The 12676-nt window shown below is 61.8% G+C and carries 14 protein-coding genes; 5 read left to right on the top strand and 9 right to left on the bottom strand.

The window, feature by feature from the left end; genetic code table 11:
- The first annotated feature begins 5 nt into the window (after positions 1-5).
- On the top strand, positions 6-680 hold the full coding sequence (locus HQ843_RS15600; RefSeq protein ID WP_180897460.1) for an FkbM family methyltransferase: 675 nt from the start codon (positions 6-8) through the stop codon (positions 678-680).
- Between the two features lie 54 nt (positions 681-734).
- Here the strand turns inward: HQ843_RS15600 and ndk are convergent, their stop codons facing one another.
- On the bottom strand, positions 735-1157 hold the full coding sequence (gene ndk, locus HQ843_RS15595; protein ID WP_180897461.1) for a nucleoside-diphosphate kinase: 423 nt from the start codon (positions 1155-1157) through the stop codon (positions 735-737).
- A gap of 97 nt (positions 1158-1254) precedes the next feature.
- Positions 1255-1923: a glutathione S-transferase family protein gene (locus tag HQ843_RS15590; protein WP_180897462.1), complete on the bottom strand. Its 669-nt coding sequence runs from the start codon at positions 1921-1923 to the stop codon at positions 1255-1257.
- Between the two features lie 137 nt (positions 1924-2060).
- On the opposite strand from HQ843_RS15590, the gene HQ843_RS15585 reads away from it, so the two are divergent.
- Both HQ843_RS15585 and HQ843_RS15580 read left to right on the top strand, forming a co-directional pair.
- A complete protein-coding gene (locus tag HQ843_RS15585) occupies positions 2061-2573 on the top strand; it encodes a DinB family protein (protein ID WP_180897463.1) in 513 nt (170 codons plus the stop codon).
- A gap of 43 nt (positions 2574-2616) precedes the next feature.
- Positions 2617-4497 (top strand): ABC-F family ATP-binding cassette domain-containing protein, encoded by a 1881-nt coding sequence (locus tag HQ843_RS15580; protein WP_180897464.1) that lies wholly within the window; start codon positions 2617-2619, stop codon positions 4495-4497.
- Between the two features lie 87 nt (positions 4498-4584).
- On the opposite strand, the gene metF is transcribed toward HQ843_RS15580, so the two are convergent.
- The 7 genes from metF to HQ843_RS15545 form a co-directional block, all read right to left on the bottom strand.
- Positions 4585-5526, bottom strand: a complete 942-nt coding sequence (metF, locus tag HQ843_RS15575; protein WP_180897465.1) for a methylenetetrahydrofolate reductase [NAD(P)H] — start codon at positions 5524-5526, stop codon at positions 4585-4587.
- Positions 5527-5530: 4 nt separating this feature from the next.
- Positions 5531-6535 carry an ArsR/SmtB family transcription factor gene (locus tag HQ843_RS15570; protein ID WP_180897466.1) on the bottom strand — a complete coding sequence of 335 codons (1005 nt, stop codon included), beginning with the start codon at positions 6533-6535 and terminating at the stop codon, positions 5531-5533.
- 436 nt (positions 6536-6971) lie between these two features.
- On the bottom strand, positions 6972-8330 hold the full coding sequence (locus tag HQ843_RS15565) for a LysM peptidoglycan-binding domain-containing protein (protein ID WP_180897467.1): 1359 nt from the start codon (positions 8328-8330) through the stop codon (positions 6972-6974).
- Positions 8331-8598: 268 nt separating this feature from the next.
- Entirely contained in the window at positions 8599-9252 is a 654-nt protein-coding gene (locus HQ843_RS15560; RefSeq protein WP_180902169.1) for a protein-L-isoaspartate(D-aspartate) O-methyltransferase, read from the bottom strand.
- Between the two features lie 17 nt (positions 9253-9269).
- Positions 9270-10028 (bottom strand): 5'/3'-nucleotidase SurE, encoded by a 759-nt coding sequence (gene surE, locus HQ843_RS15555; protein WP_180897468.1) that lies wholly within the window; start codon positions 10026-10028, stop codon positions 9270-9272.
- Between the two features lie 7 nt (positions 10029-10035).
- On the bottom strand, positions 10036-11319 hold the full coding sequence (serS, locus tag HQ843_RS15550; RefSeq protein ID WP_180897469.1) for a serine--tRNA ligase: 1284 nt from the start codon (positions 11317-11319) through the stop codon (positions 10036-10038).
- A 64-nt stretch (positions 11320-11383) separates the two neighbouring features.
- Positions 11384-11848 carry a hypothetical protein gene (locus HQ843_RS15545; protein ID WP_180897470.1) on the bottom strand — a complete coding sequence of 155 codons (465 nt, stop codon included), beginning with the start codon at positions 11846-11848 and terminating at the stop codon, positions 11384-11386.
- A gap of 61 nt (positions 11849-11909) precedes the next feature.
- Here HQ843_RS15545 and HQ843_RS15540 point away from each other — a divergent pair, with 61 nt between their 5' ends.
- Positions 11910-12212: a hypothetical protein gene (locus HQ843_RS15540; RefSeq protein ID WP_180897471.1), complete on the top strand. Its 303-nt coding sequence runs from the start codon at positions 11910-11912 to the stop codon at positions 12210-12212.
- A gap of 111 nt (positions 12213-12323) precedes the next feature.
- Complete coding sequence (locus HQ843_RS15535) at positions 12324-12551, top strand: hypothetical protein (RefSeq protein WP_180897472.1); 228 nt, start codon at positions 12324-12326, stop codon at positions 12549-12551.
- The last annotated feature ends 125 nt before the right edge of the window (positions 12552-12676 follow it).

Genomic DNA, 12676 nt, shown 5'->3' with positions numbered 1-12676 from the left:
TTCATATGCATACAGACCACCGACGCTTCCGCATCATTGAAAGACACGGGATTGATCTCGTCCTCGATGTAGGAGCGAATGTCGGCCAGTTCGCTCAGCAACTGAGACAGTCCGGATATCAGGGGCGTATTGTTTCCTTTGAGCCGATGACGTCAGCGTTTTCCGAACTGAAAAAGGCAACCGAAGCGGATGAGCGGTGGACCTGCATCCAATCCGCAATCGGAGAGGAAGACGGCTTCGCTACGATTAACATCTCGGAGAATTCCTTTAGCAGTTCAATTCTAAAGGCTGAGCAGTGGTCGATGGAGGTCGAACCCTCGATCCGGCCCATAGCTCAGGAAAAGGTGCGAGTTCAAAGGCTCGACCATGTCTTCGACGAGGTGGTTCGTCCCAGCGAGCGTGTGTTTCTGAAAATCGACACACAAGGTTTCGAGCTGCCCGTCATCCGCGGCGCTCTCGGCGCCTTGCAGCGCATCGCACTCATTCAGCTTGAAGTGTCATTCAAGCCCGTCTACGCTGACGAACAGCCGGTGCATGATGTCCTGGCGACTATGGCAGGTCTCGGCTATCGCATCGTGCTGATTGGCGAAGGGTGGGAAGACCCGCAATCAGCCGAACTTCTACAGGCGGATTTCATGTTCACCGCCCGACGGTTCAACAGCTCAAGTACTGTCGGATAAAGCCCGCTCTCACGCGGGCTTTATCAAAGAATGCGGCAACCTATGCTGAAGGCTTTAGCCGACGATTTCGGTTTCGGAGAACCAGAAGCCGATTTCGCGCTTTGCGGTTTCCGGCGCATCCGAGCCGTGAACCGAGTTTTCGCCCATCGACAACGCGAAGGTCTTGCGGATCGTGCCCTCGTCGGCCTTTTCCGGATTGGTCGCGCCCATGATCTCGCGGTTCTTCAAAACGGCGTTTTCGCCCTCCAGAACCTGGACCACGGTCGGGCCGGAACACATGAAATCGACGAGTTCGCCGAAGAACGGACGCTCCTTGTGCTCGGCATAGAAGGCTTCCGCCTCGCGCTTCGCCATCCATACCCGCTTGGAGGCGACGACGTTGAGGCCGTTTTCCTCGAAAACCTTGGTGATCGCGCCGGTCAGGTTGCGCTTGGTGGCATCCGGCTTGATCATCGAAAAAGTGCGTTCAATCGCCATGTTATGGTCCTTTGCGTTCATGAAATTTGGCCGGTGTATAAAGCGGTTTCGGCCAAAATGGAAGCAGTCGGACACGACGAATTTGCGCGGCTGACGATTATGACGCTTCGGTGAAGGCCTGGCAGCGTTCGAACCAGTTCGTCACCGGGTCATTGGCATCGAGCAGGCCTGAATTACCGGTCTTGAACGCCCATTGCAGGGCCCCGAAGACGATGTAGTCGGAAAACAGCGGTTCGGCGCCGCCGATGAAGGGCTGGCTCTTCAGCATGACCCTCAGCGGCTTCAACTTGTCGGCGAAAGCGGCGATTTCCGCCTCGCGGCCGGTCATGACCTCTTCAAGCGTTGCGCCGAGGCGCGCTTCCCGGCTTTCACGGAAATAGGCCTGGTCGACCGGGGACAGCATGTCGTGGATATTCTTGAGCGCGATCCGGGTGATGGCGGGATGAAGCGTCGACTGGGAATAGGCCTCGACGAACCGCGCCATGCCGGCCCCGCCCTCGCCCCTGAACAGCGAAGGCGCGTCCGGATAGGTCTGTTCGAGATAGAGCGCGATCGCGAAACTGTCGGCGATCAGCCTGTCGCCGTCCATCAGGATCGGCACCGTTTTCGAAAACCCGTTCTCGAGCTTCGCGATCTCGGTGAAGCCCACGGGCTTTTCCGTAAAATCGAGCCCCTTGTGCCTCAGGGCCTGCACGATCTTCCAGCAATGAGGAGAGAAGCGGATGTCGGGATCGGCGCCGCAAAGCGTGTAGAGAATACGAACCATGAAAAACTCCTTCCGTCCTGATTTCGAAACTAGCACGTTCGGCGGCAATGACGCATGACACTTATTGCTGAAACCATCAAAATTTCTCGCTGGTAAGCGGCGCAGGCCGCGCTATTGTGCAGCCAAAGGAGAAGCTCATGCTGCAGCATTACCGCCGTTTCGCCGCCTACAATGCCTGGGCCAATGACCTCGTATATGCCGCTGCGGCAGAACTTCCCGATGAGGATTATCGCCGCGAACTCGGCGCCTTCTTCCCCTCCGTTCACGCCACGCTCAATCATGTTCTTTATGCCGACGGGGTGTGGATGACGCGGTTTGCGGGTCAGGATACCGGCCCGGTCCTGCTCGACACGATCCTGTTCGAGGATTTTCAGATGCTGAAGGCGGCGCGCGAGGAGATGGACCGCAAGATCATCGGTTTCATCGGCGGGCTCGACAGCGTTGAAGGAACATTTTCCTATCGGCGCGGCAATCCGCCCCAGCCCTATACCGACCGGCTGGGCACAACGCTGGCGCATTTCTTCAACCACCAGACCCACCACCGGGGCCAGGTCCATATGATGCTGACCATGCTCGGCCGCCCGTCGCTCACGCTCGACATGAGCTACTTCCTGCGCACCCCGGAAGGACGCGCGCTCGCGGACGCTTGAAGCAGAGCTTGCCAAGCGGTCCGGTTTCAGACAAAACCCCACCATGATCTCGATATCCGACCTTACCGTCCGCGTCGCCGGACGCCTTCTGATCGAAAACGCCACCGTTTCCATTCCCGATGGGATGAAGGCGGGGCTTGTCGGGCGCAATGGCGCCGGCAAGTCGACGCTGTTTCGCGTGCTGACCGGGCTGCTTGCGCCCGAGACCGGCACGGTTTCGCTGCCGAAGAGAGCGCGGATCGGCCAGGTCGCCCAAGAGGCGCCGGGAACCGAGGACCCGCTGATCGATATCGTGCTGGCCGCAGACAAGGAACGCGCCGCGCTGCTGGCCGAGGCGGAAACCGCGCACGACCCCGACCGGATCGGCGAAATCCACACGCGGCTTGCCGATATCGACGCCCATTCGGCCGAGGCGCGCGCGGCCAGCATCCTCTCGGGTCTCGGCTTCGACGAGGAGGCTCAAAGGCGTCCGGCATCGTCGTTTTCCGGCGGCTGGCGCATGCGCGTTGCGCTGGCGGCGGTGCTGTTTTCCGAGCCGGATCTGCTGCTGCTCGACGAGCCGACCAACTATCTCGATCTTGAGGGTACGCTCTGGCTGGAGGATTACATCCGCCGCTATCCCTACAGCGTCATCATCATCTCGCATGACCGGGACCTTCTGAATACCGCGGCCAACGCCATCGTCCATCTCGATCAGAAGAAGCTCACCTTCTATCGCGGCTCCTACGACCAGTTCGCCCGCCAGAAGGCCGCCCAGGACGAGTTGCAGATGAAGGCGCATGTCAAGAACGAGGCCCAGCGCAAGCATCTGCAGAGCTTCATCGACCGATTCAAGGCCAAGGCCTCGAAGGCCAGACAGGCGCAAAGCCGGGTCAAGGCGCTGGAACGGATGGGCACGGTTTCGGCGGTGATCGAGGATCACGTTCAGGGCTTTTCGTTCCCCGCGCCTGAAAAGATACCCGCCTCCCCGATCGTCGCGATCGAGGGCGGCGCGGTCGGCTATACGCCGGGCAAGCCGATCCTCACGGGGCTCGATCTGCGCATCGACAATGACGACCGGATCGCGCTGCTCGGCTCCAACGGCAACGGCAAGTCCACCTTCGCGAAGTTCATCTCCGGCCGGCTGAAACCGGAAAGCGGCACGCTGAAGCTCGCCCCGCAGCTTTTGACCGGCTTCTTCGCCCAGCACCAGATCGACGACCTTGTGCCGACGGAAAGCGCGATCGCCCATGTGCGCAAGCTGATGCCGGCGGCAGCGGAGCCAAAGGTGCGCGCCCGCGTCGCCCAGATGGGTCTTGCGACGGAAAAGATGGATACGCCCGCCCGCGATCTTTCCGGCGGCGAGAAGGCGCGGCTGCTGATGGGCCTTGCCGCCTTTCACGCACCCAACCTGCTGATCCTCGACGAGCCGACCAACCATCTCGATATCGACAGCCGCAACGCGCTGATCCAGGCGCTGAACGACTATCCCGGCGCGGTCATCCTGATTGCCCACGACCGTCATCTGATCGAGGCGACCGTTGACCGGCTCTGGCTTGTCCACGATGGCACGGTGAAGAACTATGATGGCGATCTCGATGATTATCGCGATCTGATCATCTCCGGCGGCAAGCCGAAGGCGGCAAAGCCCGCCGTCGAGGACACACGCTCGAAATCCGAACAGCGCAAGAGCGCGGCCGACCGGCGCGCCTCGCTGGCGCCGCTGAAGAAACAGATCGATCTGGCCGAGAAGAAGACCGCGAAGATCGAGGAAATCATCGCCAGGCTCGATGCCGATCTCGCCAATCCCAAGCTCTACACCCAGTCGCCCGAAAAGGCGAAGGTGATGATCCAGGCGCGCGCGAACGCGGCGGCGGAACTGTCAAAAATCGAAGAACAGTGGATGGCGCTATCGGCCAGATACGAAGCCGCGATGGCCGACTGAAATAGCGGTCGATATTCCGGATATTGTACCTTGGCGCGTCGGGTTAACGAAAAATCGCTTTCTCGCCCGACGCGCTGATCGCCGCTCCTATCCTGTCCGCCCCAGCCTCTCCTCGGCGAAGCCAGCCTCGCGGGCGACGTTGCCCCGCGCCCTTGCGGCAGGCTTGAGGCCCAGACGCTCGAACACCGCTATCTGCAACCTGGAGCGGTTCATCGTGTAGAAATGGAACTCCGAAATGCCGCGCTTCTGCAGGTCGAGCACCTGCTCGGCGGCAATGTCGGCCGCGACCTCGAAATGCGCCGCCGGATCGTCGGCAAGGCCGCCGAGACGCCGTTCGAGGAAATCCGGTATGCTCGCGCCGCACATCGCCGCAAAGCGCCTGAGCTGGTTGAGGTTCTGCACCGGCATGATGCCCGGCAGCACCGGGATCGTCACCCCTGCCCTCAGCACGTCGTTGAGATAGTCCTCGAACACGTCATTGTCGAAGAAGAACTGGGTCAGGGCGCGGTCGGCGCCGTTCTCGGCCTTGGCCTTCAGCATCGCGATATCGGCGGCGCGGTCGGCGCTTTCGGGATGCTTTTCCGGATAGGCCGAGACCGAGATGTCGAAATCATCGATCGCCTTGAGGCCCACCACCAGTGCCGCGGCATTCTCGTAGCCCCCCGGATGCGGACGATAGGCCGCGCCGACGCCATCCGGCGCATCGCCGCGCAACGCGACGAAACGCTTCACGCCGGCATCGCGGAATCTGCGGATCACGGCGTCGACCTCGCCGCTGGTGGCGTTCACCACTGTCAAATGAGAGGCGGTGACGAGATCGGTCTCATCGATCAGGCGCTTGACGGCATCGAAGGTCGGGGCCTGGCTGGAAGCGCCGGCGCCATAGGTGACGGAGACGAATGCGGGATCATAGGCCGACAGCGCTTCCACCGCCCGCCACCATCCAGCCGTGGCCTCCTCGCTCTTCGGCGGGAAAAATTCGAACGAATACTCGATCGGACGCGCGTGCGTAGCGGTTACGTCGGTCATTGCCTCAGACACTCCTCGCAAAAGTCTTTTCATTGCCGCCGGCGACAAGCAGGCGGGGATCGCGCGCAAGCCAGACCGTCACCGTCAGGGAACGTCCGCTTGCGGCCGCGAAGGGAAGATCGGTCACCTTTTCCACATCGAGGCCGGCTGCCTGCATCCAGTCCTCCATCGCCTGATGGGAGAAGCCGAGACGCAGATGGGCATGGTCGGCGCGCAGATATTCCAGATCGTGCGGCGCGAAATCGATGACCGCCAGCCGGCCGCCGGGGCGCAGCACGCGCGCGGCCTCCGCGATCGCAACGTCCGGGTTTTCGAGGAAATGCAGCACCTGATGGATAATCACCAGATCGAAATCCTCGCTTTCCAGCGGTAGGTTGAGGATATCGCCGAGCCGCACGACCGCGCGGGTCAGGCCCTCGGCATCAAGATTGGCGCGGGCGACGGCCAGCATGTCGCGGCTGGCATCGATGCCGACGGCGCGGCGATAGACATCCTTCAGCAAAAGCAGCATGCGCCCGGTGCCCGTGCCGAGATCGAGCATGTTCTGCACCGGCTTGTCGCCGATCAGGCCGACAAGGCAGTTTTCCACCTCGGCCTCGGAAATGTGGAGACGGCGCATCTGGTCCCATTCGCCGGCATGCTGGGCGAAATAGGCCTCGGCCTTTTCCGCCCGCGCCTGTTTGACGGCCGCAAGACGAGCGAGGTCTCGCTTCAGCGCCGAATCCTCCTGCGAGGCGTTCTCCAGAAGCTGGCGCACGAGACGGGCGGGCGAGCCCTCGTCCCTGAGCCGGAAATAGGCCCAGGCGCCTTCCTGATAGCGGTCGATCAGCCCGGCCTCGGCGAGCAGTTTCAAATGCCGGGAAATGCGCGGCTGCGACTGGCCGAGGATATCGGTCAGATCCGAAACCGTGAGGTCGCCGGCCGCAAGCAGCGCGATCAGCCGCAGCCGTGTGGGCTCGCCCACCGCCTTCAGCACCTCCACCATGGTTTCCAGATCGAACTTCGCCATCGCCCCAAGCCTTCATCAAGATATAAAGATATGTTTATATTGATTGCGGAGGTTGCGCAAGCCTGTTGATGAAGCATGGTACAGTAGAGGGGCGGCGCTGCACACCACCGCAAGACGGCGTAAGCAAAGCAGCAAACCTGATCAGCCGCACATTATGCAAAAAAACACGATGCCGATCGGCGCCGCCAGTTTTCTGACAAACGCCTCCCCACATTCCGCGTCATCCTCGTGCTTGACACGAGGATCCAGGCCGCTCGGCAGAGGCGCTGTCGTTCTTGGCAAATTCAATATGACAAGCCGCCTGGATGCTCGGATCAAGTCCGAGCATGACACAAGACGAGGGGCCGATGACAAATGATGGTCAAGGCCTCTTGCTTTGTCAGCAGTCTGACGGCGCCGTTCGGCGCCGCGGAGCTATCTGGTGGTGAGAGCCTTCTCAACCGTTGAGGAACGGCATCGGATCGACGGCGGTGGTGTTGTCGCGGACCTCGAAGTGAACCATCGGGCGCTGCGCCTTGCCGCTCATGCCGGATGTGGCGATGGTCTGGCCGCGCTGGACGCTGTCGCCGCGCTTGACCGTCAGTTCCTCGGCATAGCCGTAGACCGTCACCCTGCCGTCGTCATGGCGGATCAGGATAGCGTTGCCGTAGTCGGAAAGCCCGTCATCGGCATAGACCACGACGCCGTTTTCGGCGGCCTTGATCGGCGTGCCCTGGGGAACCGAAATATCGATCCCCTCGCTGATGTCATCGCCGTAGGGCTGGCCGAAGCCAACGACGACCGCGCCCTTGACCGGCCAGCGATAGGTCGCAATTCCGGTGCCTTCCGGCACCACTTCGCCCGCATCGGAGCGAACGGCGACCTCCTCGACGACGGCGGTCTTTTCGGCGGCCGGCGGCTGATAGGGTTTGGGGCTGTCGCCGGTCTGCGCGGTCTTGTTGACCGGCGTTGTCGGGGCGGCAGCAGTCTCGACCGGCGCCACCGGCTGGGCCGGAGCGCCCTGGCTCGGGATCGCAAGCTTCTGGCCGATGCGGATATTGGCGGAACTCAGGCCATTGGCGGCCTTCAGCGAATCAACCGTGACGCCATAGGATTTCGCGATCGTATAAAGGCTGTCGCCGCTTTTCACGGTGTAGACATTGCCGTCACCGCTTTCGCCGTTGCGGGCGGGCGACGCGCTGCTGGTCGCGTCCACGCTCTGGCGCTCGCGAACGCCGGCCGTGCCCGGCAGAACCGCGACGCGCTGGTCGGGCGTATCGGAAGGAAGCTGCGTGGGAGCTGCCGGCGGCAGACCCTGGGTCTGGCTCGCGGATTTGGCGACCGATGGCTGACTGGAGATCACCGGAACGACGAGAACCTGGCCGGGGCGGACCTGCGAAGCGCTGGTGAACCCGTTCAGCCTGAGGATATCCTGTTCGCTGACGCCGTTGCGGCTGGCAAAGGCGGATAGCGATTCATCCGAGCGCATCATCACCCGCCGGGTCGCCACGTCCTGGGTGCTGGAGGGCAGCGAACTCGGCGCGCCGACAGCGGCCGGCTGCGGCGCAGGGTTGGCGGGCTGCGCCAAAGCCGCCGTCTGCACCGGCGCGGCTACCGGCGGCGGCAGCGCGTTGCTCTGCACCGTCACCGGCGTGGTCGCCATCCGCGCGCCCGAACCTGCGGTGGTCGCGGTATTGATCGGCTGGTTGCTGACAACAGCCTGGCCGGCCGAGGGCATAGACTGATAGCCACCGCCGCCGACATTGGCGGGCGGCACGAGCTGCTGATATTGCGGAACGACCGAGCCGGTGGTCATCGTATCCGGCCCATTGCTCAGGCGGGAGGTTTCAGAACTGCACCCGGCGGCCAAAATGGCCAGCGACGAAACGAGGAGTACGCCTTGTGTTGCTTTGCCGACTTCCGGCAGCCCAGAAATACGCATGAACCGACCCTGTACGCTTGAACTCTTTACTGCAGCGGTTTTAACCACATCAGAGTTACCGCACGGTTAAAGCCGACGAACGAGCGCAAAATTCAGCGATAAAAAAGGAAACCGGCGCCCGATCCGCCGGAAAACCGGAGCGCTAAAGAGCCTTGGAAAGTCCGCGCTCGGCGGGAAGATAGGGAACCTCGAACAGGTCCTCGCGTTCGAAACGGCTTCCGATTCGCGTCATGCGCACCATCAGCGGCAAAGCGCCTTCCCTGAGCAGCGGCGCCATGATGACGCCGTTGGATACGAGTTGCTCGACGCGGACGCGCGGTATTTCCGGCAGCGCCACGGTATAGAGAATGCGGTCGAAGGTCCCCTCGCCGGTCATCCCCTCGCGGCCATCGGCCTGCCGCACGACCACCCTTTGAAGCGAAAGTTCGGCAAGGCGCTTGCGCGCGAGTTCGGCGAGCGTGCGATAGCGCTCGACCGTCAGCACCCGCTCGGCGATGCGGCCCATGATGGCGGCGGTATAGCCCGAGCCCGTGCCGACTTCGAGCACGCGCTGTCCGGGCTTGATCTTCAGGATATCGATCAGGCGAATGGCGAGATCGGCGCTTTCCATGAACGCCCCGCATTCGATCGGCACCGAGCGACCGCTATAGGCATAGGGCGCCATATGCGAGGGCGTGAACAGCGAGCGCGGCGTCGCCTCGACCGCCGACAACAGGTCGAGATTGGTGACGCCGCCGGCGCGAAGACGCATGACGAGGGCCGCAAACCCTTCCCGTTCCTGAAGCTTCGTCGCCACAGCCATACCTTTTCAAATCACCCGAGCGCCGCCTTGATCCTGTCGCGAACCGCATGGTCGGTCAAGTCGAGCTTCAGCGGCGTTACCGACAGATAGTTCTCTCCGATCGCCTGCAGATCGCTGTCGTCGGCAAAGGCGCTGAGGCGCTCGCGGAAGGTCAGCCAGTAATAGGGCAGCCCCCGGCCATCGCTCCGCTTGTCGACCGAAAGCCCCGATTCGAGCTTGCCCTGCGCCGTGACCCTGACGCCCCTGACGTCGTCGGGCGCGCAGCACGGGAAATTGACGTTGAGAAACGTGCCCTCGGGAAGTTCGAGCGACAGCAGTTTGTCGATCAGCGACGGGGCGTGGCGCTCGGCCACTTCCCAGGGGAAATACCGCCGGCCATTGTCGTAATTGCCGGTCTGGCTGAGCGCGATCGAGCGAACGCCCTGCATCGTCCCCTCGATGGCTGCGGCGATCGTGCCGGAATAGGTGACGTCGTCGGCCATGTTGGCGCCGGAATTGATGCCCGAAAGGATCAGATCCGGCGGCTCGGGCAGCACTTCGCGCACGGCCATGATCACGCAATCGGTCGGCGTGCCGCGCAGCGCATATTGCTTCTCGCCCATCTGCCGCAGCCTCAGCGGTTCCGACAAGGTCAGAGAATGGGCAAGGCCGCTCTGGTCGGTCTCCGGCGCCACCGTCCAGACATCGTCGGAAAGTTGGGCGGCAAGCGCCTGCAGCACGGCAAGGCCGGGTCCGTGAATGCCGTCGTCATTGGTCAGCAATATGCGCATGTCGCTCTCACTTCGCCGTTTCGATGCGGGTCATGCCGCCCATATAAGGCACCAGCACATCCGGAACCGTGACAGAACCGTCTTCGTTGAGATAATTCTCGACGACGGCGATCAGCGCCCGGCCGACCGCCACGCCGGAACCGTTCAGCGTATGCACGAACCGTGTCTGCTTCTCATCCTTGCCGCGATAGCGCGCATTCATGCGCCGCGCCTGGAAATCGCCGCACACCGAGCAGGACGAGATTTCGCGATAGCTGTCCTGCCCCGGCAACCAGACCTCGATGTCATAGGTCTTGCGCGCCGAAAAGCCCATATCGCCGGTCGAAAGCGCCATCACGCGGTAATGCAGGCCGAGCTTCTTCAGCACATCCTCGGCCGCCGCCGTCATCCGCTCCAGCTCATCGAGCGAATTGTCGGCGTCGGTGATCGAGACCATTTCGCATTTCAGGAACTGGTGCTGGCGCAGCATGCCGCGGGTATCACGGCCGGCAGACCCCGCCTCCGAGCGGAAGCAATAGGTGAGCGCGGAATAACGCAACGGCAGTTCCTCCGCCGGCAGGATTTCGCCCGCAACCAGATTGGTGAGCGGCACCTCCGCCGTCGGGATCATCCAGCGATCATCCGAGGCCTTGAACAGATCGTCGGCGAATTTCGGCAATTGCCCGGTTCCGAACAGCGCCTCGTCACGCACCAGAAGCGGCGGGCTGACCTCAAGGTAACCGTGCTCGGTGGTGTGCATGTCGATCATGAACTGGCCAAGCGCGCGCTCCAGCCGGGCGAATGCGCCGGTCAGCACCGTGAAGCGCGAGCCGGAAAGCTTGGCGGCGCGTTCGAAATCCATGCCCCCGAGCGCCTCGCCGATTTCGAAATGCTCTTTCGCGGCATGGTTCCAGCCGGGTTTCTGGCCCCACTGGCGGATTTCGACATTCGCCTCCTCGTCCGCGCCGACCGGCACGTCGTCGAGCGGCACATTGGGAATGCCCGCGAGAAGGTCGTCAAGGGCTGCGGTCGCCGCGCGCTCCTCGGTCTCCAGCGTCGGCATCGCGGTCTTGAGTTCCGAGACCTCGGCCTTCAGCTTCTCGGCAAGCGCGGTATCCTTGCGGCCCATCGCCATGCCGATCTCCTTGGATGCGGCGTTGCGGCGGGATTGCATTTCCTGGAGGCGCTGCACCACGGAACGGCGCTTTTCATCCAGATCGACGATTTCTGCGGCAAGCGGCCTGGCGCCGCGCGCGGCAAGCGCCTTGTCGAGCGCCTCCGGGTTTTCGCGAATCCATTTGATATCGAGCATGATGAAGCTTCCAGAATTAAAAAGGGTAGCCGGCTGTTTTCCCAGCGGCCCTCTTGTGCCCAACTCATATCGAAAGCGCAAGTGGAAGGCCAAGCGCGCAGCCATAAGATTGCATCGAAGAACCGACGGAGAAGCTGACGATGTCCATCCAGAATGGACGACCTTCCGTATCTGAAACGACATCATCATCTTCAAACAGGCCGGCATCGACCATCAGCGTTTTCAAACCGAAGGTGTCGACCTGCAACTCGATGAAGTCCACGGCCGTCGCGCCAAGCACATCACGCAGCTTCTGTTCGAAGCTTTCATCCGTTGGCTCTTCGATATCCGCCGGACCGGTGGTGACAAGGATATCCGCATCGGCGAGCACGGCGACATCGTCACCCGTACCCGTGGTGCCGCCATTGCTGACGCTCACCGTTCCGCCATTGCCAGCACTCCCGATGAGCGAGACCAGAAGATTGCCGCCGATGCCGCCGACTTCCCAACCGATATTCGACGTTGTTTCGACGTCGCTGGAGAGCGTCACAACCTGTTCGGGGCCGTCCTCTCCATCTCCGCCTGAGCGCGGTGGAACGAAGAGGGCGCCATTGCGGCCAAAAAACAACCTGCTTGACGGCGTTGGGTCCGACGACGGCAGCTGGCGGCTGGGGATTTCCTGCTGCCGAGCCGGAGCTGAAGAAGTCGTCTTCGAAGCGTGTCGTCTGCTGCGCTACCGGAAAATATGTCGTGCCATCCGCGACCGGACTGCCGACGACCGCGTCGCCGCCCGAAATAGAAACAATGGTAAAGGAAACGGAAGAGCTGTCGTTGTTATAGAAGGTCTCACCAACAGACTTCACCAGAAAGGTGAAGCCATCCGCAGTTTGAACGAAGGCCCGGTCAGCAATTGACCATCTGGTAAAAAACGCAAATATCTTATGCGTTTACCATGACGTATTTCAGAAGATCATATTGCTTACAGGAGAAATCCATAATAAACTCCGCCACGGAGGAAAACTATTATGGCTCACTACAAATGCAGTGATTGCATGATGGTGCAGAACACCGGCCGTGTTTGCCGGCGTTGCGGGAGCTACAGCCTTGTTGCGCTTGAAACCCATGGTGGCGCTGTCATGGAACGGGAGCGCAACACGCAGGTGCCCGCCGCGGCATCATTCAACATGCCCGTATGGCTGTCATTTTTTGGAATTGCTATTCTGACCAGCTATTTGCTGCTCTTCCATATGTGACGCCCAGCTCCGAACGTCGATTGCCAACTCCGCCGCGCAGGATGCGCGGGCGGAATGTTCCCGATTATGCTCGTCTTTCAGCCCGCGGCAGCACGATAGCTCTCATGCGCCTGACGGTTTCCGCT

Origin of the sequence: Martelella sp. NC20 (genome assembly GCF_013459645.1) — a bacterium.
Taxonomy (GTDB): Bacteria; Pseudomonadota; Alphaproteobacteria; order Rhizobiales; family Rhizobiaceae; genus Martelella.
The sequence above is the reverse complement of the archived record's forward strand: the minus strand, read 5'-3'. Positions and strand labels throughout refer to the sequence as shown.